Raw genomic sequence first — 22,562 nt, 5'->3', positions numbered from 1 at the left:
CCGTGCGCTACGAAGGGCATTGTAGCGCCGCACAGGGTGAGCAGAAGAGCGAATCGAGTGTTCATACTGTCGCCAAAATTTAACACTTTACTATGGCTACACGCAGCCCTAGTAAAGTGTCAACACGATATCGATCACAAGGACGGATTTCGATGAAACAGACGGCCCTTTGCACGGTGTTGTTGCTCCAGGGCACCGTGGCTTATGCTGCCGGCGCCGACGCCCCGAGCGCCTTCGCGCAACCCTCGGAGCATTACCTGCTCCAGTTTGCCAAGCCGGGCGAAAAGGTGTTCGTCTATGAGCGCTACGATGCGAAAGGTGCGCTCTTTCAGCGCGATGCGGCGACCCTCATCTCGCCAGTCAAAGTGCCGTCGGCGACCGAGCGCGTCATCAACGGCAGAGGGTATCGACTGCGCGGCCTTGCAGCCTGTCCAAAACCGAAGATTACCTACAAGGCGCAGCAATGGGACTGCACGAAAGCCGCGCAGGACTATGAAGAGGCAATCTACAACCATCGTGCATCCGTCGTGCTTTGCAAAACACTCGTGCTGCAAAGCAGGAAGGGTGAACCCGACGCTGTGTCGTGTTTCTCTCTCGTGGGTGCGGGCAATGCAAACGACCCGTACAACGTTGCCTACGACGATGACGAAATGGTTTTTTTCGACATGGCGGCGATCGGACGCAACAAGGACGGCAAGTCGCTGCGCCCCGATCTTGAGCATTCCGCCGACCTCGGTGGACAGTTCCAGGAATGAAGCGGGCGAGCTTCGCAATGCTGGCCGCATTTGGTTTGTGCGCATCGGCACAGGCCCAGGAAGCATCCGAGTCTGCCGTGCCAACGCCCTTGGCGGTATCGAAATCGGCTCAACTGCTGACCGGAGATACTTGGCGTGACGGAGATCACCTTTTCCGCCTCTATGGCGTCCAGTCATGTCTTCGAGGCACATCAGCTGAAGAGCCAAATGGGAACAAAATCGATTGCGGGAACACCTCGCTGGCGCACCTTGCTGCGCTGTTCGATAGCGCGGCGGTTACATGCCAGCCGATCGGCTACGCTCTCGACAAGGCGGTTTTTGTCGTGTGCGGTGCGCAGCTGAATGGCGAAACAATCGACGTCGGCACAGCGCTCATAGCGACCGGATACGCGTTTGCCGCAACGACAGCAAAGGGCAAAGCCGTCAATGAGAACTACCTCGTCGCCGAAATCAACGCTAAGATGAAACGTGCAGGTTTGTGGGGCACGACGTTTCAGCATCCTATGCAGCTGCTGCTAGACAAGCGGTCGGAGAGACAACAATGAAGCACGACGATGATGCGCACAAATATTACTATCCCGTGGAAGGACGCACTGACGGCGCCATCGCCGATGCTGTCGCAATCATCGCGATCATCTTGGTGCCGGCGGGACTCTATGCGGCCTGGAATACCGTGGTCTCATGGATTTCAGCGCTCTTCTCCTAGGACTGCAGTTTCGCGAAAGAACCGAGCAACGCGCGAAAATCGTCGACATCAAGCTCGCACCAGTCGTTCCCCAACAACCGCCGGAAATAAGCTGCCTTCATTTTCATCTCAACGACATCGGCCACCTGCGCAGCGGCCGCGCGCCGACGCGCGATAGCCTCTTCCGCCATCACCGAATCCAATCGCCGGCCGATCAGGGTCGCGTCCGGCCCTTCGGCCCTCATCCATCGCCTGCCGAGACGTTCAACCATGGCGACTGCATGACGATGCGCCGCGAGCAGATTCGCGACCCCATCGGCCTCTTCCATCACTCCGTTATTACAGACCACTTGAATGGGCATCGACCGGCTCCATGCATGACAATTCGTAAATGATACCTGGGGGAGGCGAAAAAAATAGGAATGGGTTCATCCCTCCGCTTCTCAGGCTCCCGAAGCCCTGGCTTCCCCCACTGTTCGCTCATGAGGTCACACTACCCTGCCACCAGACAAACGTTTCAGTTGGCCGGCGGTTTGCGAAGCATCTCCCACGCAACAAACGTGTTCAGCCTCTCCAGCGGGTCATCCGTCATTCGATCTCCCTTGCCGGCCAAAATCGAGTTGATAAAAACGTTGATTGAGGACGAAGGCACGATAGGATACGAAGCCTAGCGAAACGGAACGAAAAAAGAGCCTATAAGTTGTTGTTTAAGAACGGAAAGTTATTTCTCCCTCCGCCGAGAGACGGGAGTGATTTCAAAGAATTATTCAAACGACTGGCGGCGGCGGGTGCGGGTCGACTGTTGGACAAAGACGGGTTTCCTGCTGGCCCATGGACGCCCGAACTCCTTGCAGAGGCGATTTCACTGATTGATTCCAACCGGGTTGGAGTCGATCTGCGAACGGTGCAGCTTTGGTTTCAAGAGAACGAGAAGGGAATTAGCACTGCCAACATTCGTTGGCTGGCGAGGATTTTTGGATGCGATGATCCGGTCGCAACTAGCGAATGGCAGATGGAGCTTAGTCAGGCGCAATCGCGGCTATCGGCCAAGAGACGAGAATGGAAGAGAGCCGGAAGCAGCGTTGCGCAGGAGATTCCAGATACGGCAGTGACTGCGACCATCGATGACGAGGCAGACTCCCCGGTAGAGCTGATACTGGATACTGACCCCAAGGGGCCGAGCCGGCGCTTTAGTTTGGCGAGGAAATCGGAGGCGTTTTTTAGTCGCGGATCTCCCCTGAATTTACCGGCGTCGGTGTTTGCGGGTGTCACCGCTCTTGGGTTTTTGTCGTATCTTACGGGGATTCACAGCGTGACGTATGGCCGGGCGGATGGCGTCGTCAAGCAGGTTGGGTTTCTTTGGACAGCGAATTGGACATTCGTCTTCATGGTATTTTTGCCACTGTTTTTTGCCTTCGTGACCGAGCTGGTGACCTTTTGGAAAGATGAAGGCCGCCCAAAGCTTGTGGCGCAGGGCGACAAGATGGAAAGCGACGATGCCTGGGCGCGCACCGTACAAGCTTCTTCGTATTCATATTGGGCGGTTTTTTTGATTTGTGTGGTGTTCGCCGGTCTTCTTCAGTGGATCGGCGTGTCTTTAATCCCGTTGCTCAAAGGGGGTGGCAACTATGCGACGGATTGGGGCTCGTTAGCGATTGTGCGCCCTGAGGTTATATCGGTGCCGGAAGCGGTCGTGTTCACGGGGCTCGCTTACCTGTATATGTGCCTCTGTTTTTATCTGTTCTTCGTAGGCCTGATTTTGCTTTATACGGTGATCCATGATCTTTGGATTATTGGAGAAGCAGCGAGTAATCGGCCGGAGGTGGACTATCAACACGAGCTCCATGAAGCCAGCCTCAGGGTTATGCGTGCGATTTTTCGGTGTACTGTTTTGGGACTTCTGATCGCCATAGTCATGAAGCTCCAGAGTGCTTACCTGACATCGCGTGGAGAGAATATTGTGTCTTGGCTGGTCGGCGATATGTCTTCCGCCTTTGATGGACGCAGCGATGTGAGCGCCGGGATCATCTACCGTAGGCCGACCCATTACAGTACCCTACTTATCGCTATTTCGACCTGTGTGGTATTTGTGTACGGCTCCATCCGTTTAGGTGTCGAACGTCGGTTTTATATGTCTTTGTGGAGGATGTCAGCGATCGTAGCGTTACTCGTGGCTAGCTACTTGCTGATCGATGCATTTGCTGGCTTTTCGATCCTTCTGGGCGTTGGACTGCTGTTCGCAATGTACGGCCTGTTTGATCCAGGGTTGGGGCGAGGGCAAGCGAGTAAGTTAGGAAACAATCAGAGTGTATCATAGTTGGCTTGATCGTTGGGATGAGCGGCGGGCGCGGCGCGGTGAGGAAGGGAAGAAGCCATCGGATTTCGCCCTTGACGCGGAACTCGCCTTTCCAGGTGCGAAGAAGATAACAAGTATCGAGGAGTTCTGTGCCCTTGCGGACCAGGCCGTGGCTGATCCAGCCTTTTTCGATGACCCGAATGTGAGTGATCAGGGGTTTGAAAGGCTAGATGGGTGGCTCAAATTTCCATCGGACATTTCTACTGATATCGAACAGAACAATGTCGTCTCGGCGAAAATCACGGAAAGCGGGGCGTTCGATCAGGCGATGGTGATTTTTCACCATTGGAATGCAAGCTCCCGGAATCGACAGATTGCAAACTTTTTCTCGCAGCGTGGCACCACGGTTGTCGAGATTGCTATGCCTTATCACTTCGAACGCAGCCGTCCAGGCTCCGTGCACGCCGACTATATGCTTAGCCCTAATCTCGGTCGAACGATCCAATCTGTACGGCAGGCAGTGTTGGATGGGCGAAAACTCATACGTTGGTTGAAAAGGGAAGGCTATCGAGAGATTTCGGTTCTCGGAATGAGCTTAGGTTCCTGGGTTGCGGCCATAGTCGCGGCACACGACTTGGCTGTGTCAAAAGCCTCGTTGTTTCTGACGGCGGGGAGTCTAGCGGATATGGTGTGGACGGGCCGCGCGACACGATCGATACGCGATAGCCTTGAGCCTGAGATTGAGCTGACCGACCTCAGAAGGGCCTGGGGTCCACTTAACTTGGAGAATTACGCGCATAGTTTGGCACGGCCTGATCTCGATCTTCAGGTTGTGTTGGCTAAGAGAGACAAAGTGGTGTTGCCAGAGCTATCGGAGAGGTTCATGCAGAGGCTGAAGGACGCCGGGGCTAGGCCAAATATTTTGGAATTAAACTGTGGTCACTATTCGCTGGCCGTGCCGCCTTACATTTTGTTGGCCGGTTTGAGCTTGAAGCGGTTTCTGTCGCGTGCTGACAAGTCGGCCCGGCCAGCATGAGTTTGGCTTTGGCCGGTCGGTTCATCAGCAAATTCTCTGGCAGGCATCACGACACAAAAGTGATGAATGTGGGGTCGCCACCTACCGGAACCGACCTCTGGAAGTGGCCGACAAAGGCGCAGGCATGACACCGGCATTTGTCGAAAAGGCGCGACACCCTTCTTCTCTACACGCGCCGGCAGGTTTGACGGGCTGTTCTCATATGGTTTCGACCCTCAAGGGAAAGCTCTTCATCAGCAAGCATTCCCGGCGCCGGCACAGTCGTCCATGTCAAGGTCCCGTCATCACATCCCCGCCACTGCAACAAGCTAACAGCCGACGATGACGCCAGCGGCCCCACAGCCGCGGCGGGGGGCGCTAGTCGGCCGCCGGGCCTGACCGGCAGCGGCATAGGAGCGACGCCGGCTGGGCCGAATTATAGGCCCTTTAGGAACACTCGTGGGGCGGCTAGAGCACATCCGGGGATCGATGAATCGATTGTGATGTGACGAGGGCGTTGGCGGTGTGATTCAACATCCACTTTCATGAGGTGGATGATGGGAAGAGCATTGAGCGAAGATCTTCGGTCTCGGGTTCTGCAGGCCTCGGACGCCGGCATGTCGGCCCGGCGGGCTGCGGCGCGGTTCGGGGTTGGTATATCGAGTGCGATCCGTTGGATCGCTCGGGCAAAGATCGGCGAACTGGGGCCGAGGCGACAAGGCCGCCGACGCGGGTCCAGCCTCGATACGCATGAAGCCTTCCTCGTCGGGCTGATCGATGAACGCAAGGACATCACGCTTAATGAGATGGTGGAACGGCTGGCGGTCGAACGATCGGCTCGGATCAGTCGCAGTGCCTTAAGCGCCTGGCTTGGCCAGCACGGCTGGACGTTCAAAAAGTCCGCACATGCACTGGAGCAGGATCGTCCCGACATCCTGAAGCGTCGTCGCGCGTGGTTCGACGGCCAACTCGATCTCGATCCGGCAAAGCTGGTGTTCATCGATGAAACTGGATTATCGACCAAGATGGCCCGGCTGCGGGGCCGTGCGCCATGCGGTGAGCGCTGCCGGGCAGGCGTGCCGCACGGCCATTGGAAAACCACCACTTTCACCGGCGCACTGCGGCTGACGGGCATGACCGCCCCATTCGTCTACGACGGCGCCATGAACGGCAACGTGTTCCTGGCCTATGTCGAGCAGGTGCTGGTCCCGACCCTGTCGGAGGGCGACATCGTCGTGATGGACAACCTGCCCGCCCACAAGGCGGCCGGCGTTCGGGACGCGATCGAGACCGCCGGCGCAAGGCTCATGTTCCTGCCGCCCTATAGCCCCGACTTTAATCCCTGTATGGATGGCTCCTGCGGGTCAAGGGTATCGGGTCGGGTTTGGTGAACAGGTCGGTTGCGGCCATGTATACGGCGTCTGAATGTGCAACGGGATCGCTGCGCGCCCTGATGAATATCCGCTTGGAGAACAGGTCCCACTCAATCGAGCGCGCTCGAGGCGCTTCGGATTGATCGGGGTGTCCTGATTCTTCGTCTCCGTTTGTTCGCCATCACCTCACTTTGCCCTGACCATTCCGAGAGCCTGTCAGGCTGCCTGCGGCTCGTAACGCGATCCGTCCCTGAGGACGGCAAAGATTGTTCGTGCCATGCGATGTGCCAAAGCGATGGCGACGACCTTCGTCTTCTTTCGCATCAGCATGCTCGATAGCCAGTCCGAGCCCGGTTCGCGCTTGAGTCTGCATCTGAGCATGATCTGCGCCATGGCGCCCAGATACAGCAAGCGTCGGATATAACGATTGCCCATCTTCGAGATCCGGCCCACCCTTTGCTTGCCGCCGGTGGAGTGCGGCTTGGGAGTGAGGCCGAGCCAGGCGGCATAGTCCCTCGCGCTGCCGAAATTGTCGACATCCGGCGTCGTCGCCGCGATGATCGTCGCCGACAGCATCCCGACACCTGGGAGTTGTGGCCAGACGCTGGCTTGTCTCGCTTTGCGCGTAGGTCTCTTCGATCTCGTCGGTCAGCCGCTCGATCCGCTTGTCCGTCTCGGCCAACTGATCGAAGAGCAAACTCACAGGCATCCGAGCTACTTCCGGCAGTTGATCCAGTTGCTCCTTCAGTCGATTGACGTTCTGCGCGCCCTTCGCCGTGATGACGCCGAACTCCGTCATGTGGGCTCGGATCGCGTTGCCGATCTGCGTGCGCTGGCGAACCAGAAAGTCTCGCGTGCGGTGAAGAACCAGAACCGACGAGCAGGCTTCGCTCTTGATGGCGACAAACCGCATGGAGGGCCGCGTCACAGCCTCGCAGATGGCGGCCGCATCGGCCGCATCCGTCTTCCCACGCTTCACGTAAGGCTTCACATAGGAGGGCGGCATCAGCCGGACGTCGTGCCCCATCTCCTGAAGCCTGCGCCCCCAGTCGTGAGAACCTGCGCAAGCCTCCATGCCGATCAGGCATCGTGGACGCTTCTGGAAAAACGCCAGCAACTGGCTGCGGCGAAGCTGACGGCGTACGAGAACCCGACCGGTCCCGTCGACACCATGGATCTGGAAGACACTCTTTGCGAGGTCGATACCAACTGTGGCAAGTTCTGACATGGATGGCTCCTTTGCTCGGGACGACAACATCCCAACTATGGCGCAATGCGACGCCGGGAGCAGGAGCCATCCACACCATCAATCGAGAATGCCTTCTCAAAACTCAAGGCGCTCCTACGCGCCAAGGCCGAGAGAACCATCACCGCTCTGTGGGATGCGGTCGGCTCACTCCTTGATCAGTTCACGCCAGCCGAATGCGCCAACTACTTCCAGGCCGCCGGATATGACCCAAATTAAACAGGACGTGCTCTAGGTGTCGGCTCTGCCAGGCGGGATCTTTTCGGAAAAGAGGAAGGTCGCTGGATCAAGTTTCAACGCCTTGGCGATCGCGGCAATCGTGTCCACGCTGACGTTGCCGCTCGCCCGTTCCAGTTTCGTGAAGGTCGCCTCCGCCACGCCGATGAGTTCGGCCATCTCATAGCGGTGCAAATTACGCCTTTGCCGCTCAAAATCGATGATGTGCGCCAGCCGCTTGCGGATCGCATTGTCGTCCAACCGATGCGCCCATTCCGGAACTTTCTTACCGCCAGCGAGCAGTCCTGCAAAAGACAATTGCAAGCCGTTTGCCATGATCTGCAGCGTCGCCAATGTGACATTATTTTTCTGACGCACAGTCTGAATGTAGGTTCGATAGGCCAGTTTTTCGCCCTCGGCGGTCCGAAACAGTTCGGCCATGTGCATATGGGATAGGCCGCGTTTGGCTCTCTCCCGCTCAAGCGTCAGAGCAATGTTGGCGCGCAACGGGTTGTTGACCAGGCCCGCGTCGTCTCGGTTCATAAATCGGTGTAGTCGCACAAACCTGCCTTTTCGATCTGTCCTTTTTTGCGCGGATCATCCATAGTAAACTATCAAAATCCGCAGCGAGGAAAAGGCTATGACCATGCTCAAATTCCTTTTGGTGGGTGCCGGCGCCCTCGCGGGCGCCGCGGCTCTTCCATCTCAATCAAAAGCGTCGGAATGGGGCTGTCAGGTCCTCCTATGTCTGTCCGGCGACTGGCAGGGTACCCCCTCGTGCCACCCGCCAATTTACAAGTTGATTGCGGCGATGGAAGCCCCGGGTTTTAATTGGCCGACCTGTCCGCAAGCCAACTCCAGCGCGGCGAGATTTGAGAAGTATGAGGATTGTCCGTCTGGCTGGCAAGCAGTTGGCAGCTCCGAATCCGATCGGCCGGGCTTAGGTCAAGAACGGAACATCTGCCGCATCGCGGCAGATAGGCTCTCCTTGCCCGTTGTTGTCAAAAACAACGCCCTCGGCGGGCATCATGGAGACGGATCACGTTCGGTCCTAATCGAAATCGACGGTAAGGTTGTTGCGGCAACAATCCAGACCGCGGAAAACGATCGAGGGCATTCCCTTGGTAATGGCCCCGCCTACTACACCATCCCTCGACCGATGCGCGGAAAGCCCTGGTTCATCGAGTATGATGACGCGAACGGCGTGCGTCAGAAAAGCTGGTTCAATCTCAACATGCCATGAGCCAGGCGATTACGCAGGACGAGGTACTATGAGGGTGACAATTCTGGAGGGTAGTAGTGTTCAAGGCGCTTCTTCTGTCAACTGTGATTATGAACACAGGCGCAGTGTTGACGGCGGCAGGTCAGAGCGACAGGCCGCGCTCAAGCGTGGACAATCCTATGTGGCCCGCTTCACTGAAATGGGACTGCAAGACCGCTGCCAAAATCGTGTGTGAGCGTGATGGCAGTTGCTCGGTGGCTGAGGACCACACCGGATTTGTGCTGAACTACGGCAGCAACGAAGCTGAGTTCCCGGCAAGCAATGTCAGGATCAAACGCCACTATCAACAGACCGTGCAGGGGAGCCCTTTGCAGCAGGAAGTTAAAGTTGAACTGGCCGACAATCGCGTACTCTGGCTGACGGCGGTGGATGCCAGCCGCACTTATTCGCAAGCGTGGGTCGGCGCACTGAGCGAGTTGAAGGGTGGCGCGGTACTGATGGAATCAGAGGGCGTCTATTGCATGCCCCACAAGTGACTGCGCCGCCCGGCACGATTTCCTATCATAAGCCTCTCTCACTAGCTGGAGAAGACTTGCGTCCCCTGAGTACTATCCGGAAAACGGGCCCAGTTTGTCAGACATCGAGCTGCAATCGAACCCAAACCAGTGATGTCTGGGGTTGTCGTCTCTTTAGTGGGTAGCAAACACGCTCTTCACAGCATTGGCCGTCTTCGATACGACGATGTCGGCTTCTTCACGCGTCAAGCAAAGCGGCGGCGCAAAGCCAAGGATGTCGCCCTGTGGCATAGCGCGGCCGATGACGCCGCTTGCCGCAAGCGCTGTCACCACTTGCGGACCGATCTTCTGCGAAGCGTCGAAGAACACCCGGTCGTCCCTGTCGGCGACGAACTCGACCGCCGCCAGCATGCCGTCGCCGCGCACGTCGCCGACATTCTTGTGGCCACCGACCGCCTTGGCTAGTTCGGCGCGGAAATAGGCGACGGTTTCGCGAGCATTCGTCACCAGGTCCATCTCGTCGATCAGTTCGAGATTGGCAACGCCTGCGGCAACGCAGATCGGATGCGCCGAATAGGTCCAGCCATGGCCGAGCGAGCCGAGCTTGTCGGAACCCTGTACCAGCACCTGCCACATCTTGTCGGCGACGATGACGCCCGACAGCGGCGCATAGGCCGAGGTCAGGCCCTTGGCGATGGTGATCAGGTCCGGCTTTATGCCATAATGGTCGGAGCCGAACATGGTGCCGAGACGGCCGAAGCCCGTCACCACCTCGTCGGCAACCAGCAGCACGTCATATCTCTTCAGCACACCTTGCATCTTTTCCCAATAGCCGGCCGGCGGCGGCACGATGCCGCCAGTGCCGAGGATCGGCTCGCCGATGAAGGCGGCGACGGTTTCAGGACCCTCGGCCAGGATCATCTCTTCTAGCTTGTCGGCGCAATGCTGCGAAAACTGCTCCTCGCTCATCGTGCGGTCGGCGCGGCGGAAATAATAGGGCGCCTCGGTGTGCAGGATTGGTGTGCGCGGCAGATCGAAGGCGTTGTGGAACAGGTCGAGCCCGGTCAGCGAACCGGTCATCACGCCCGAGCCATGATAGCCGCGCCAGCGCGAGATGATCTTCTTCTTTTCCGGCCGTCCCAGCACATTGTTGTAGTACCAGATCAGCTTGATGTTGGTCTCGTTGGCATCCGAGCCGGAGAGGCCGAAATAGACCCTCGACATGCCTTGCGGCGCGCGGTCGATGATCATCTTGGCAAGCGTGATTGAGGCCTCGGTGCCGTGGCCGACATAGGCGTGGTAGTAGGCGAGGTTTTTCGCCTGGGTGGCGATGGCGTCGGCGATCTTCTGGCGGCCATAGCCGACATTGACGCAATAGAGGCCGGCGAAGGCATCGATGCTCTTCCTGCCATTGTCGTCCCAGACGGTGACGCCTTCACCGCCGGCCATGATGCGTGTCGGGCTCTCGCCGCGCGCGTGCGTGCCCATATGCGTCGAGGGATGGAAGAAGTGGTCGCGATCCCAGGCGGCGAGTTCGTTGGACTGGTCGAGCATTTTTTGGTCCAGAGGTGCTCGCAGACGACGCTTAAGATTCGGCGAATGTTGCAGGTGAGAACGAGGCAGCCGAGTAATTTTCCGCAGTTCGACGCAATTCTTTCACACGCCTGTCACGCGGTCTGATTGCAGATTCGTTCCCCAATTCGGCAAGCACAGAGACCACCAGGCGGCGTCAGCGATGGGTAACCGTCGCGCTCGACGACCGCAACAGGCGCTCTATAGTCCAACTCGGGAAGCGATCAAAACTTGAAGGTACTTCAAGTGCAAATCGAACCGAAATTCTATGCTTCCCCGGGACCCTCGTTGCGTCTCTCCCGTGAGCCAAAGAACACCAGAATCGAACCAAGAACCAGCCAAATGTCGGCCAGATTGAAGATGACGGAATACCAGCCGCCTACGTGCAGACCTATAAAATCCGTCACCATCCCTATGGTCAGCTGATCGACGAGATTACCGAGCGCACCGGCTGCCATGAGACCAGCGCCAACAATGACCTGTGGCCCTTGGGCACGCGCGACCCACCACCAAAGACCAAGGATAGCCAGCACGGTTACCGTCACCAAAACCGTCAGACCTAATGTGGTGCCACCTGACAGCAGGCCGAACGTCGTGCCCTCGCTGTACCGCGGGCGCAGCGCCAAAAACGGTAATGGGTCGAGCCCGTCGGGAGATGGAAGTGACGCGCGTACCCACATCTTTGTCCCCAAGTCGAGCATCAACGCTGCGACGGAGACGATTGCCGCCGCAGTCGCGGCTGGATGGAACCGCCCCGCGGCATCTCGCTTGCTTTCTTTTCTCAAACTTTCTGCTCTCAGGTTATAAGCGGACGCCTATGACATGCGTTTAGAATAAAACCCAGCCGCAATCATGACGCATCTGCGTAATCGACAATCATCAGAGAAGCGACGCACGCTTGCGTTGACCCCGCCAAAACCCGGCCGCATGGTCCGCGCGCAGACACGATCGCAACCGAGCGCTGGCCTCCTTGCCCTTTCCCAACATCAACCCGATCCTCATCCAGATCGGACCGCTGGCGGTGCACTGGTACGGTGTCGGCTACATCGTCGGCATCCTGGTTGCCTGGTTGTGCACCACGCCGACAAAACGCGCAATGTATTGATTTTGAACGGATAAATCCAAATGCGACTGCGAATGGTGCCGGTAATTGGGATCTGTTGACCGTGCCCGTTCGTGATCATCACGCCTGATCACCCAGCCGCTCAATGAGTCGTTTGGATGCATGGCATTGCACTCTGTTCCTTTCGTCCCACGCATCAAGATCATCGACGGGATAAAGGACGGCCTTGCCAACCTTGACGAAAGAAGGGCCCAGACGCATCGCGCGCCAATTTCGCAGGGTCCCGACTGAAACGCCGCCACGATAGCGCTCAGCCACCTCTTCCGGCGTAAGGAATTTGCTATCTGCCATTACTGCCTCCTTCGGCAGTACGATTGAGGCCGTGCCGCCGTGCTTTACGTTGCTTATCGCGGCAGCCTTTTCAACGTTTTGAGTAGTTGGTTTTGGATCACTGGTTCAATCGCCCGAGCCCAGTACCTAACGCTTCCGCATAGACATACATGCTGTGATATTCGCGACCGCGAAACACGTTGAACGCAGGCGTCGGAGAAACGGATACCATGGGTGCCATATAGGCGGGGCTGTCGGCGCCCCCTGCCTTAGCGGAGCGCGGCCCAGCCGAGGCGGCATCTCCCCGCATGAGTTGGCCTAGGAACTCGGCTACTACAAGGACCTCGGCATCGAGCTGGAGAATGTCGGCTATGCCGCCGGCGGCCCGGAATCGCTGTTTGCGCTTGCCTCCGGCAGCGTCGACCTCGGTTCGGTCGCCGCCGCTGCGGTGATCAATTCGATCTCCGGTGGTAACGACTTCGTCGCCGCCTATCCGAGCAACGGCATCAACAAGCAAGTCAAAAGCGTCTTCTACGTGCTGGAGGACAGTTCGATCAAATCGATCGCCGACATTGCCGGCAAGACCATCTCGGTCAACACGCTCGGCGCCCATCTCGACTATACGGTGCGCGAAGCGCTGCACAGCGTCGGCCTGCCGCCGGATGCCGCCAACCTCGTTGTCGTGCCCGGGCCGCAGCTCGAACAGACCTTGCGCTCGCGCCAGGTCGATATCGCAGGGCTGGGCTACGGGCAGGCGACCTTCGCCGGCGCGCTGGTCGCCAATGGCGGTGTGCGCGGCATATTTGACGATACCCAGGTGCTCGGTGAACTGGCCGGCGGCTTCGTCGTGCTGCGGCGCGACTTCATTGCCTCCGGCGCGCAATTTTGTCGAACAGTCGGCGCGTGATTCGGACTGGTCGCGGCAGAACCCCGACGAGGCGCGCAGGTGCTGGCCGACATCCTCGACAAGCGCGGCGAGAACGGTGACCTGGCCCGTTACTGGACCGGCTTTGGCCTGCGCGAAAAGGCCCAGGCAACCGACCGCGACATCGATTTCTGGGTCGCCGTGCTGGAGCGCGACGGCCGCCTGGCCAAGGGCAAGCTGAAAGCTGCCGACATTCTGTATCGGCCCGGCGAAACCAAGACGAACTGAGAGCTGAGATGGACTGGAGGCTGAGATGACTGGCACCAATCGCGGCGGAGAGGTCTCGATCCGCGACCTCTCGAAATCCTTCACGCTCGGCGGGCGTCAGCTTGCCGTGCTGAGGACGCTCAACCTCGACGTTCGTTCGGGGGAATGCCTGGTCATTGTCGGCGCCAGTGGTTCGGGCAAGACCACGCTGATGCGTATCCTCGCCGGGCTGGAGGCCGCCGACAGCGGCCCTGTCGTGATCGACGGTCAGCCGGTGCATGGCGTCGGCGTCGAGCGCGCGGTGATCTTCCAGGAACCGCGTCTGCTGCCCTGGCTGACCGTGCTCGGCAATGTCGCCTTCGGCCTCGAAGTGCGCGGGGTTCCAAAGCAAGAAGCCGAGGAACGGGCCTGTTTCTACATCGCGCTTGTCGGCCTCGCCGAATTCGCCGATGCCTTCCCCACGCAGCTTTCGGGTGGGATGGCGCAGCGCGTCGGCATCGCCCGGGCGCTGACGGTGCAGCCCGAAATCCTGCTGCTCGACGAGCCGCTCGGAGCGCTCGACGCGATGACCAAGATCGGCATGCAAAAGGAGCTGGCCCGCATCTGGAGCGAGGAGAACGTCACCATGGTCATGGTGACCCATGATCTGGAAGAGGCGATTTATCTCGCCGACCGGGGGCTGATCCTGCCCAGAGAAAACGGCGGGGCCGCGCGGCTGATCACCGTCGACCTGCCCCGCCCGCGCGACCGTAGCGAAAGCCGGTTCGTCCGGTATCGCGAAGAACTGCTGCGGGAATTCGGCCTGCATTGATCGAACAGGGGTTGGGCAGATCATCGCAAGGCAATACAACGCTCGTTGATCCACTCACGAGGCCTGTTGCGCGTAAGAGTGGGCTAACCTTGGCCGGTCCGAGCCGCTTCAAGTTCGCCTGCCTTGGGGCAGCGTCTGTGGGTGCACAAATTTCGCAATAAAGACAGTAGCATCAACAGCGTCGAGCGATTTGTGCAGAAATTGCTGTACCACACACAACGGCTTCCTGGTCGAACAAGCGATCGCTGTCCGAACCAGGTTCACCGCTTTCCGTAGGATGCAGTTCGGCGGGCCGATCGTATCGTCCGTTCCCGCCACGATCATGGCGCATAATGGAGGCCATATCGCGTGGTGATGGCGAGGAGGCTGCACGTCGCATGCGCGAGCATATGCTGAACGGGCCAGCACGCTTGACTGACACATCGCGGCACATATTACGGAGGGTAGACCAACCTACGCGGGAATGAGGTTCGAACTCAGATACCAACGTGGCGGGACCGCCGGCCATTATGCTATCCGCGAGCAATGCGGTTCGCACCCATGTGGACCCGGAACGGCGGCACACGTGCCCACGCGAGTCGTTCTCCGGAGCCCGTCACGTCGCACATGTATCGCTCGAGGCGATAATCGCGGCGTTTTCCCAACATGCCGTTTACGGGAGGGTGATCAGGTGATCATTCCTTGACCCTCTCGCCGCACCCGATATCTTCAATTTCTCATGGAAACGCTATGACCCAACTTACGATCAGGAAGCCAGATGATTGGCACCTACACCTGCGCGACGGTGCAATGCTGAAAGGCGTGTTGCCGCACACATCGACTCATTTTGCGCGCGCCATCGTCATGCCCAATCTGGTGCCGCCGATTGTCGCGGCCGCGCAGGCCGAGGCCTATCGCGGGCGCATCATGGCAGCCCTTCCCGAAGGCCACAACTTCGTGCCGCTGATGACGCTTTACCTTACCGAGGAGACCGACCCTGACGATGTGGAGGCCGGCTTCCGCGATCGCCTAGTGACGGCCGTGAAGCTCTATCCGGCGGGCGCCACCACCAACTCGCAAAGCGGCGTACACGATATCGCCAAGGTCTATCCTGTGCTGGAGCGTATGGCCGCGATCGGCCTGCCGCTCTGCGTCCATGGCGAGGTGACGGACCCGGCAATTGACATCTTCGACCGTGAGGCGGTGTTCATAGAAACCGTGCTCGAGCCGCTTCGTCGCAGGATCCCGGAGCTGCGCGTGGTCATGGAACACGTGACGACGCGCGAGGGCGTGGCTTACGTCCGCTCGCAGGAAAGAAACATGGGTGCGACGATCACCACTCACCATCTCATGATCAACCGCAATGCCATCCTCGTCGGCGGCATACGCCCGCATTACTACTGCCTGCCCGTAGCGAAGCGCGAGGAGCACCGGCTTGCGTTGCGTGAGGCCGCGACGTCTGGCGACAGACGATTCTTCCTCGGCACGGACTCCGCGCCCCATGTCGATCAACTCAAAGAAAGCGACTGTGGCTGCGCCGGCATCTTCACAGCATTCAATACTCTTTCTTGCTTGGCGCATGTCTTTGAGCAGGAAAGAGCGCTCGACCGGCTAGAGGCCTTCGCCTCGCTCAACGGCCCGGCCTTCTACGGGCTGCCGCCTAACGAGGAGCACATCACGCTCGAGCGCTTGATCGAGCCGGTAATCTTCCCTAAAAAGATTAGAACGGCCGACGGCCCGGTGACAACGTTCGATCCCATGGTGCCGATCCACTGGATTGTCTCGGTAGCTAGTTAGCGGCCGGTAAAGTTTCCAACGAGATGTAGGTAACCTGCTGTCAGCCATTTGACCGAGGTCGCCGCAACCACCGTCCCGGCGGGGACATCACGAGTCACGCGTCGATAGCGACCCGAGACCTCGTTGGGGGAGCCAACGCGCATCTTCTACTGCAAATTCGGACGCAGACCCTCGACGGCTCCCTGCGCTCGACCTTCCGGCAATCAAATCACGAGAACGGCGAAATGGTCCGCGCCGCTCGACCGCCCCACAAATCCTCATGCTCCCTCCGTTAAGCCCACGACCCATAGCGGCGGTAGGGCACACGCCGGCGGCTAATCCGCTTGAGTAGAGGGCCGCTCTTTGCGAACTCAGACTGCGGCAATTGCATGCCGCAGGATGACCAACCGAGGACAGCGCCTCTCGCGGTCGTCCCCAATCACGATCACGTTGACATGCTCAGCCAAATCCAATATGAGATATTGCATATCAATTTACTACTACGGAGTCTAATAATGAGGGAACCGATCGCGCTTGGCTTAATCACGCCGTCCGAAAACAACGTCTTAGAGGGCGACTTCCCTCGGCTGGGTCTTGACGGAGTTCGTTTTCATTTCCATCGCGTTGAGAACGAAGGAGACGACTACGAGCAGTTTGCCCAGATGAAGGTGAAGTCCGGCGAGGCAGCAAAGTTGTTGAGCCATGCGCGCCGTACGAAGGCCATTGCGCTGGCTTGTACAGCCGGAAGCTTTCTCGAGGGGGTCGGATACGACGAAAGTGTCGCAAAAACCATAGAAGCCGCGTCTGGTCTCCCCGCTGTTACGACGGCCGGGAGTGTAGTGGCTGCTCTTCGTGCATTGGGGGTGAAGCGACTTGCGGTTTTCACCCCCTATGAAGAATGGGTCTCAAGGCGACTGGTTACATTTCTAGAGGGGCATGACTTTTTTGTAGCCCACTTGAGTTGGGGTTACGACATGTACTCGACCGACGTGGAAGATTGCTATGAGCCGATCAATGACTGGGTTGCCACTCAAGTGCCGCCGGACATCGATGGTGTGTTCATCTCTTGTACCAATTTCACGTGGCTACGCGGGATCGCTCCGTTGGAGGAACGCTTGGGGCTTCCAGTCGTGACCAGCAATCTGGCTACTCTCTGGCAACTTTTGCATACGGTGGGTGCAAATGACCGTCTCCCGCAGGATTTGGCGAGACTTTGCAAAGTGAAGCCTTTGAGCAGTACCAGTGCGGACTAGGTAGGACTCAATCAGGATCTATAGGTTCAATTGAGGCGTGAAATCTATCGTCCTGATGACGATAGGATGTCATAGCGCGCTACCGCCGCATGCTTATTATTCCTGCAAGGGAACGGCGTCGGGGACAGTGTTAAGAAGGTTGCGAGAATGAGAGTAGCGGTGCTTGGTGCTGGCGTCGTCGGTAGCGCGACAGCATATATGCTGGCAAAAGATGGGCATGACGTTGTCGTCGTCGATCGTTGCAATCGACCGGGCATGGAAACGAGCTTCGCCAATGGCGGGCTCATGACGCCGAGTGACTCAAGCCCCTGGAATTCACCAGGTACTGTCAAGCGGCTGGGGAAGATGCTTTTCGACAGCCACTCAACGCTCAAGATCAATCCCAGTGCGGTTCCTTCGATCGTCGGTTGGGGCCTGAAATTTCTGGCCAACTCTACGGCTGGTCGCCATAAGGAAAATATGATCGCAAACATCAGGATCGCCACCCTGAGCTTGAACACGTTGCGGAACATCCGCCTGAGCAACACTCTTAACTACGACCAGACCACCCGCGGAACGATGCGGGTATTTCCGCGAGACGGGCATATGTCGGAATTCGTCAAGATGTGTCGAGAGATGCAGGAGTGGGGTGTGAAATTCGAGGTGTTGAACCCGGACCAAATTCTTGAGAAAGAACCTTGTCTTCGGGATGTGATCGACCGGTATGTGGGCGCCGTCTTCTTCCCGGATGATGAGAGCGGCGATGCCCACAAATTTACAAACGAGATGGCGCGGCTCGCTCAGGATCTGGGCGCTCACTTTATGCTCAATACGACAGTGCACGAGATCGTAAAGGCGTCATCCACCCAGGTTTCGCATATTCGAACATCAGCCGGCGATGTCCTAGCTGATGCTTACGTGCTTTCGCTTGGTAGCTATAGCCCAATCCTTGCTCGCCCCTTAGGCATCAATGTCCCTATTGTTCCGGTCAAGGGATACTCCGTGACTTTGCCCCTGAATGGCTGGAAAGGTGGTCCCACCCGTCCTGTCATGGATGACGGCTACCATGCCATGATGGTGCCGATGGGTGACCGGCTGCGGATGGGTGGCAAGGCCGAATTTGCTCGTTATAACACGAAAGTCGATCCACAGGAGGGCCGCCGCGTCCTTGCCGACATTCTCAAGATCTTGCCGGCAATGGCCTCACACGTCGATATCAACGCCGCCCTAAATTGGTCGGGGTTGCGTCCGATGACGCCCGGCGGGCCACCCATGGTAGGTCCGACGGCATATAGCAATCTCTTCCTCAATACTGGGCATGGCGCGCTTGGTTGGACAATGTCCTGCGGCTCGGCCGTATTGACCTCGGAATGGATCACCCATGGACGCGTGGTGAGCAACAGTGTGAACCCCAAAGATTACACAATATAGTCCCGGTCTTCAAGTTGAGTGAGACATTCCTCACCCTCACTCGCACCATAGCGACTTTGCCAAACAGGAATCTGCACTGCGCAATTGTCTCGGCTGCGCCTTGGAGACTCAAAATGCGAGCGTGCTTATCGCAAGACCAAACCGGCATCGACATTATCGCAAGCATCCGAGGAGGGGCCCCAGGATAGTGTGTCGCGCATTCTGGTTGGGCCTTAGCGACGGTTTTTAAGCGCCGTCGACGTCCCTGCGGGCCTCGACGATATGTTTGAGGTTTGAGGTTCTCGATGCCATCGTCTGAAAAGAGGACAATGTGTTCGCTCAATTCCGACGCTGGAAAGTTGTCCTAGGCACTGAGGCAGCCGTCTTCGGAGAACAGTTCGATGGAGCACTCGCGCAGGAAATCCTCGTCTTAACCGAGTATGTCGGCTACGAATTTCAGCGTGTAGTACAGCATCGAGTTTCTATATATTCGATTCGTTGGTCCCTTTCTCCTTCAGGCTGCCTCTAGAGAAGCCGGGCTAGAGATTGGCCTGGCTCCCTGGCGGGTGCACGACGAGAGACGTCCGCGAGTTCGAAGTACTTTCAGCGTGCATGGGGCGAAGCAGAGGGCTGGTGTCACCGGCATCTGTTTCTTTGTCCGGTCGAACAGCGAGTTGAAGCCGTTGTAACAGTCGGCCTGAAGTATCCCGCTGAAATCCAGCCAGGTGTCTTTGTGGTCATGTATCGCCTGCCGGTAATATGAACTTGGATCGGCGAGAGCGGCTTTTGCCGCACTCGTCGCTTGAAGATGCATATTGTGATGCCGAAGGCATGCGCGACAAACGTGACGATCCGGGGAAGGGGATCTCCTCAGGGTCCGCGAGCACTTCGCAAGAAACTGGCTTCTAGTAACGATCATCAATCAGATTGTCCAACGTCATCGTTCGTCATGACAAACTGAACGGCACTGCCGGGGCCGCCAGCTGATGTGAGCAAGACATTCAATAATCAGTTGAGAACGGTGCAGTCCTCGACTTTCCAGAACACCGTGACCGGAGTACCCCCGGCAAAATGGGGTTGGCCGCGATTTTGTCGCTTCACGGTGATGGTTTCATCCCCACAGCGAACCAAGTATCGCGTCATCTCTCCCAGGAAAAGTGCGTTCTCCACTATGCCATCAAGCGTATTCGGAAGATTTGAAGAGGTCGAACGAGCGCCAATCTCGACGTTTTCCGGTCGGACAAAGATCCAGCCCTCATCCCCTTTGGATTGTCCGGATAACTGAGCCAGGCCCGGCGCCACGCCGGCCACAGTCACTTTCCCTGCCGCGTTTTCTACGGAGTCGACACGACATGGGATCATGTTCGATTCGCCAACGAAAGAGGCGACGAAGCGAGTTTTCGGCTTGCCGTAGAGGGTCCGGCTGTCGTCTACCTGGGCAAGCTGCCCATCATTCATAACAGCTATCCGGTCAGACATGGTCAAAGCTTCATCCTGGTCATGCGTCACGAAGACGACCGTCATGTTCAGTTCCTTCTGTATGCGCATGATTTCAATCTTCATGTGTTCACGAAGGTTCCTATCAAGCGCACCAAGCGGTTCGTCCATGAGCAGGATGCTAGGGTTGAACACGATTGCCCGCGCAAGCGCGATGCGCTGCTGTTGACCTCCAGAGAGCTGGTTGGGATAGCGCCCTTTGTACTGATCCATTTTGACGAGATGGAGTGCACGCGTAACCTTCTCCTCAGTTTCCTGCCGCGAGACTTTTCGCACGGTCAAAGGAAAGGCAACATTCTCAGCAACTGTCATGTGCGGGAACAGTGCATAGTTCTGGAAAACCATGCCGATGCCGCGCTCATAGGCGGGCAGATCGACAATTGATCGACCCCCAAGGAAGATGTCTCCAGATGTAGGGGCTTCAAAGCCCGCGATCATCTTCAACGCGGTCGTCTTTCCCGACCCAGACGGCCCGAGGAAAGTCACGAATTCGCCTGGCTTAATATGAAGGTTGAGGTCCTTTACCACGTGAAGCTGGCCATAGAACTTTTGGATGTTCTGCATCTCAAGGCTTGTGGACATGGTGTCTCTCCGTCATTCGGCTGTGCTGGCGGCAGTGCGCGCGTTGTAACGGGCACGAACTAACTGCACGGTGATGATCGATGCTGCGACGAGGATGACGATCAGCGTCGAGGCAGCGCTGAGAAGCGGATCGATTTGATATTTGATGTCGCCCCAAAATTTAATCGGCAGCGTCGGGGTCTGGCGCCCCAACAAGAATATTCCGACAAGTAGCTCATCGAACGACGTCAGGAACGCAAGCAGCCCGGCAGTGAGGAGTGCAGGCTTCAGGATGGGCAGCGTGATGAAGCGGAGCACCTGCAAGGGACGCGCGCCATGTACTGCGGCTGCCGGTTCGAGCGACTCATCGAAGTTCCGCAGGGCTGCCGCCATCACTACGATTACATACGGTACAGACAGAAGCACATGCCCCATGACAAGTCCGCCGAAAGTTCCAAGGATCCGCAACCGCGCCTCAAACACATAGAGGGATGTCGCGATGATCACGACTGGAACCATCAATGGTGACAGCGAGAACAGAAACAACATCTTCTTGAATAGAAACTTCGTCCGCACCAGCCAGAACGCACCCATTGTCCCGATAATTGTCGCAACAAACGCCGAGGCTATCCCCAACTGCACGGAGAAAAAGAAACTCTGGTGCCATTCCGTCGCGTTCGCGAGCTTTTGCCACCATTGCAGAGAGAACCCGGGAGGTGGGAAAACCACGAATGGTGACGAGCTGAAGGAAAGAATGATAACGACGACCAGAGGTGCGGTTAGAAACACCAAGACAACGATCGTGTATGCCCAAAGCCAGCGCGCATTATGGGTCAGCAGGGGCCGCGTTGCGCCATGGAGGACGGTCTCCGTGACCAGGAGTGCAGGAGCAATCGCGTGCTTCAAATGCTTCAAGAGGCGAGCGGCAGCACGGGGTTCTTCATCAGAAGAGGCTGCGGTCGAAGATGACCAGATCATTTCGAGTGGAACGAAAAAACTGGCGACGAACAAAATGCCGATCGTTACAAGGAGGAGGACGATCGAGGAAGCGTAGCCCAACTCAAAATTGAGGAGGGTCGTCATTTGCGCGACGATCAGTTGTGAAATCATCGTGTCGCTGGGCCCACCGAGGAGTGCCGGCGTGATGTAAAAACCGATTGCGGTGATAAATATTAATATGCTGGCAGAGAAGACGGCCGGGAGCGTTAGCGGCAGGTACACTCGCAGAAATGCCTGAACGGGTTTGGCGCCAAGGATCTGTGCGGCGCGCGCAAATTCATGATCGATCCGCACCATCGACGAGTACATCGTAAAAATGGCCGTGGGGATGAAGACGTGCGCCATGCCAACGACCACCGCAAAGGTGGTGTTCAGCAAAGGGAGAGGAGCGCTGGTGAAACCAAGCCACATCAGCGCGTTATTTATAATGCCCTCGCGGCCGAGGATTATCATCCAGGCGTAAGTTCGAATTAGGAACGCCGTGAACAGCGGAATAAGGATGAAAATACTAACCGTCGATAACGCCCCGGCTTTCAGCTTGGTAAGGAGGTAAGCTACAGGGTACCCAGCCGTCACCGATAGGATTGTCACGATTAGACCGATTTGGAGCGTGCGTAGCAAGATGTTGAAGTTGATCTCGCTGGAAAACACACGCGCGTAGTGGCTGAAGTTGAATTTCGAGCCTTCGAAACTGCCCCATACGATGTAGGACAGGGGAATGAAGAGAAAGCCAACCATCAGGATGATCAAGGGCCCCGCGACAATGCCCCCCTTTATCCACCGGTTCAACAACAGCGAACTCAGAAAATCTGGCCGCTGCGCCGGCTGGCTCCCAATGGAACCGGCGGTCTTTGCCTTTAGGATATTCATAACGGTT

General features: G+C 57.6%; 18 protein-coding genes and 6 pseudogenes. 15 read left to right on the top strand and 9 right to left on the bottom strand.

Annotated features, from left to right (window positions below; genetic code table 11):
• Positions 1-152 precede the first annotated feature (152 nt).
• Genes LHFGNBLO_RS01465 through LHFGNBLO_RS01455 form a run of 3 tightly spaced genes read left to right on the top strand, consistent with a single transcriptional unit; the run spans position 153 to position 1,461 of the window.
• Positions 153-755, top strand: a complete 603-nt coding sequence (locus tag LHFGNBLO_RS01465; protein WP_258600415.1) for a hypothetical protein — start codon at positions 153-155, stop codon at positions 753-755.
• Positions 752-1,300, top strand: a complete 549-nt coding sequence (locus LHFGNBLO_RS01460; protein ID WP_258600413.1) for a thermonuclease family protein — start codon at positions 752-754, stop codon at positions 1,298-1,300. Before LHFGNBLO_RS01465 ends, LHFGNBLO_RS01460 begins: the two co-directional genes overlap by 4 nt.
• Positions 1,297-1,461, top strand: a complete 165-nt coding sequence (locus LHFGNBLO_RS01455; protein WP_258600411.1) for a hypothetical protein — start codon at positions 1,297-1,299, stop codon at positions 1,459-1,461. The genes LHFGNBLO_RS01460 and LHFGNBLO_RS01455 overlap by 4 nt, the downstream gene beginning before the upstream one ends.
• Here LHFGNBLO_RS01455 and LHFGNBLO_RS01450 read toward each other — a convergent pair.
• Positions 1,458-1,802, bottom strand: coding sequence for a hypothetical protein (locus tag LHFGNBLO_RS01450; RefSeq protein ID WP_258600410.1), 345 nt, complete (start codon positions 1,800-1,802; stop codon positions 1,458-1,460). The genes LHFGNBLO_RS01455 and LHFGNBLO_RS01450 overlap by 4 nt on opposite strands.
• Before the next feature lie 341 nt (positions 1,803-2,143).
• On the opposite strand from LHFGNBLO_RS01450, the gene LHFGNBLO_RS01445 reads away from it, so the two are divergent.
• From LHFGNBLO_RS01445 to LHFGNBLO_RS01435, 3 genes and pseudogenes are all read left to right on the top strand, one after another.
• Complete coding sequence (locus LHFGNBLO_RS01445; protein ID WP_258600519.1) at positions 2,144-3,757, top strand: RcgA family putative transporter; 1,614 nt, start codon at positions 2,144-2,146, stop codon at positions 3,755-3,757.
• A complete protein-coding gene (locus LHFGNBLO_RS01440; RefSeq protein ID WP_258600408.1) occupies positions 3,747-4,772 on the top strand; it encodes an alpha/beta fold hydrolase in 1,026 nt (341 codons plus the stop codon). Before LHFGNBLO_RS01445 ends, LHFGNBLO_RS01440 begins: the two co-directional genes overlap by 11 nt.
• 536 nt (positions 4,773-5,308) lie before the next feature.
• A pseudogene (locus LHFGNBLO_RS01435) lies at positions 5,309-6,094 on the top strand (IS630 family transposase); the annotation flags it as partial.
• A 246-nt stretch (positions 6,095-6,340) separates the two neighbouring features.
• On the opposite strand, the pseudogene LHFGNBLO_RS01430 reads toward LHFGNBLO_RS01435, so the two are convergent.
• Positions 6,341-7,352 (bottom strand): annotated as a pseudogene (locus LHFGNBLO_RS01430) (IS110 family transposase).
• Between the two features lie 66 nt (positions 7,353-7,418).
• Here LHFGNBLO_RS01430 and LHFGNBLO_RS01425 point away from each other — a divergent pair.
• Positions 7,419-7,589: pseudogene (locus LHFGNBLO_RS01425) on the top strand (IS630 family transposase); the annotation flags it as partial.
• A 12-nt stretch (positions 7,590-7,601) separates the two neighbouring features.
• Here LHFGNBLO_RS01425 and LHFGNBLO_RS01420 read toward each other — a convergent pair.
• Entirely contained in the window at positions 7,602-8,129 is a 528-nt protein-coding gene (locus LHFGNBLO_RS01420; protein ID WP_258600407.1) for a helix-turn-helix domain-containing protein, read from the bottom strand.
• A gap of 97 nt (positions 8,130-8,226) precedes the next feature.
• On the opposite strand from LHFGNBLO_RS01420, the gene LHFGNBLO_RS01415 reads away from it, so the two are divergent.
• Entirely contained in the window at positions 8,227-8,829 is a 603-nt protein-coding gene (locus tag LHFGNBLO_RS01415) for a hypothetical protein (RefSeq protein ID WP_258600406.1), read from the top strand.
• 56 nt (positions 8,830-8,885) lie between these two features.
• The gene (locus LHFGNBLO_RS01410; protein WP_111542650.1) at positions 8,886-9,344 is read left to right on the top strand and encodes a hypothetical protein; all 459 of its coding nucleotides are present in this window, start codon (positions 8,886-8,888) and stop codon (positions 9,342-9,344) included.
• Positions 9,345-9,497: 153 nt separating this feature from the next.
• Here LHFGNBLO_RS01410 and LHFGNBLO_RS01405 read toward each other — a convergent pair whose 3' ends face one another.
• Entirely contained in the window at positions 9,498-10,877 is a 1,380-nt protein-coding gene (locus LHFGNBLO_RS01405) for an aspartate aminotransferase family protein (RefSeq protein WP_258600405.1), read from the bottom strand.
• Positions 10,878-11,161: 284 nt separating this feature from the next.
• The gene (locus LHFGNBLO_RS01400; RefSeq protein ID WP_258600404.1) at positions 11,162-11,680 is read right to left on the bottom strand and encodes a signal peptidase II; all 519 of its coding nucleotides are present in this window, start codon (positions 11,678-11,680) and stop codon (positions 11,162-11,164) included.
• A gap of 176 nt (positions 11,681-11,856) precedes the next feature.
• Here LHFGNBLO_RS01400 and LHFGNBLO_RS01395 point away from each other — a divergent pair.
• Positions 11,857-11,964 (top strand): annotated as a pseudogene (locus LHFGNBLO_RS01395) (prolipoprotein diacylglyceryl transferase); the annotation flags it as partial.
• A gap of 114 nt (positions 11,965-12,078) precedes the next feature.
• On the opposite strand, the gene LHFGNBLO_RS01390 reads toward LHFGNBLO_RS01395, so the two are convergent.
• Positions 12,079-12,309, bottom strand: a complete 231-nt coding sequence (locus LHFGNBLO_RS01390; protein WP_258600403.1) for a helix-turn-helix transcriptional regulator — start codon at positions 12,307-12,309, stop codon at positions 12,079-12,081.
• Between the two features lie 220 nt (positions 12,310-12,529).
• Between LHFGNBLO_RS01390 and LHFGNBLO_RS01385 the strand changes: the two are divergent.
• The 5 genes and pseudogenes from LHFGNBLO_RS01385 to LHFGNBLO_RS01360 all read left to right on the top strand — a co-directional run bounded on the left by LHFGNBLO_RS01385 (position 12,530) and on the right by LHFGNBLO_RS01360 (position 18,649).
• Positions 12,530-13,441, top strand: a pseudogene (locus tag LHFGNBLO_RS01385) (ABC transporter substrate-binding protein).
• A gap of 25 nt (positions 13,442-13,466) precedes the next feature.
• Positions 13,467-14,231, top strand: a complete 765-nt coding sequence (locus LHFGNBLO_RS01380; RefSeq protein WP_258600402.1) for an ABC transporter ATP-binding protein — start codon at positions 13,467-13,469, stop codon at positions 14,229-14,231.
• A 729-nt stretch (positions 14,232-14,960) separates the two neighbouring features.
• Entirely contained in the window at positions 14,961-16,007 is a 1,047-nt protein-coding gene (pyrC, locus tag LHFGNBLO_RS01370; protein WP_258600401.1) for a dihydroorotase, read from the top strand.
• Positions 16,008-16,501: 494 nt separating this feature from the next.
• Entirely contained in the window at positions 16,502-17,239 is a 738-nt protein-coding gene (locus tag LHFGNBLO_RS01365) for a hypothetical protein (protein ID WP_258600400.1), read from the top strand.
• Positions 17,240-17,386: 147 nt separating this feature from the next.
• On the top strand, positions 17,387-18,649 hold the full coding sequence (locus tag LHFGNBLO_RS01360) for a D-amino acid dehydrogenase (protein ID WP_258600399.1): 1,263 nt from the start codon (positions 17,387-17,389) through the stop codon (positions 18,647-18,649).
• Between the two features lie 499 nt (positions 18,650-19,148).
• On the opposite strand, the pseudogene LHFGNBLO_RS01355 reads toward LHFGNBLO_RS01360, so the two are convergent.
• From LHFGNBLO_RS01355 to LHFGNBLO_RS01345, 3 genes and pseudogenes are all read right to left on the bottom strand, one after another.
• Positions 19,149-19,365 (bottom strand): annotated as a pseudogene (locus LHFGNBLO_RS01355) (IS66 family transposase); the annotation flags it as partial.
• A gap of 271 nt (positions 19,366-19,636) precedes the next feature.
• Positions 19,637-20,707 (bottom strand): ABC transporter ATP-binding protein, encoded by a 1,071-nt coding sequence (locus tag LHFGNBLO_RS01350; RefSeq protein ID WP_258600398.1) that lies wholly within the window; start codon positions 20,705-20,707, stop codon positions 19,637-19,639.
• 12 nt (positions 20,708-20,719) lie between these two features.
• Positions 20,720-22,555 (bottom strand): ABC transporter permease subunit, encoded by a 1,836-nt coding sequence (locus tag LHFGNBLO_RS01345; RefSeq protein WP_258600397.1) that lies wholly within the window; start codon positions 22,553-22,555, stop codon positions 20,720-20,722.
• Positions 22,556-22,562 lie beyond the last annotated feature (7 nt).

This window comes from Mesorhizobium sp. AR10 (assembly GCF_024746795.1).
GTDB lineage: Bacteria > Pseudomonadota > Alphaproteobacteria > Rhizobiales > Rhizobiaceae > Mesorhizobium.
This window is presented reverse-complemented; position numbering and strand designations above follow the sequence as displayed.

Bases quoted from the DNA above. Each gene is read 5' to 3' on its own strand.
- LHFGNBLO_RS01465 (WP_258600415.1), top strand. From the start codon at position 153: ATGAAACAGACGGCCCTTTGCACGGTGTTGTTGCTCCAGGGCACCGTG.
- LHFGNBLO_RS01460 (WP_258600413.1), top strand. From the start codon at position 752: ATGAAGCGGGCGAGCTTCGCAATGCTGGCCGCATTTGGTTTGTGCGCA.
- LHFGNBLO_RS01455 (WP_258600411.1), top strand. From the start codon at position 1,297: ATGAAGCACGACGATGATGCGCACAAATATTACTATCCCGTGGAAGGA.
- LHFGNBLO_RS01450 (WP_258600410.1), bottom strand. From the start codon at position 1,802: ATGCCCATTCAAGTGGTCTGTAATAACGGAGTGATGGAAGAGGCCGAT.
- LHFGNBLO_RS01420 (WP_258600407.1), bottom strand. From the start codon at position 8,129: ATGAACCGAGACGACGCGGGCCTGGTCAACAACCCGTTGCGCGCCAAC.
- LHFGNBLO_RS01415 (WP_258600406.1), top strand. From the start codon at position 8,227: ATGACCATGCTCAAATTCCTTTTGGTGGGTGCCGGCGCCCTCGCGGGC.
- LHFGNBLO_RS01405 (WP_258600405.1), bottom strand. From the start codon at position 10,877: ATGCTCGACCAGTCCAACGAACTCGCCGCCTGGGATCGCGACCACTTC.
- LHFGNBLO_RS01390 (WP_258600403.1), bottom strand. From the start codon at position 12,309: ATGGCAGATAGCAAATTCCTTACGCCGGAAGAGGTGGCTGAGCGCTAT.
- LHFGNBLO_RS01380 (WP_258600402.1), top strand. From the start codon at position 13,467: ATGACTGGCACCAATCGCGGCGGAGAGGTCTCGATCCGCGACCTCTCG.
- pyrC (WP_258600401.1), top strand. From the start codon at position 14,961: ATGACCCAACTTACGATCAGGAAGCCAGATGATTGGCACCTACACCTG.
- LHFGNBLO_RS01365 (WP_258600400.1), top strand. From the start codon at position 16,502: ATGAGGGAACCGATCGCGCTTGGCTTAATCACGCCGTCCGAAAACAAC.
- LHFGNBLO_RS01360 (WP_258600399.1), top strand. From the start codon at position 17,387: ATGAGAGTAGCGGTGCTTGGTGCTGGCGTCGTCGGTAGCGCGACAGCA.
- LHFGNBLO_RS01350 (WP_258600398.1), bottom strand. From the start codon at position 20,707: ATGTCCACAAGCCTTGAGATGCAGAACATCCAAAAGTTCTATGGCCAG.
- LHFGNBLO_RS01345 (WP_258600397.1), bottom strand. From the start codon at position 22,555: ATGAATATCCTAAAGGCAAAGACCGCCGGTTCCATTGGGAGCCAGCCG.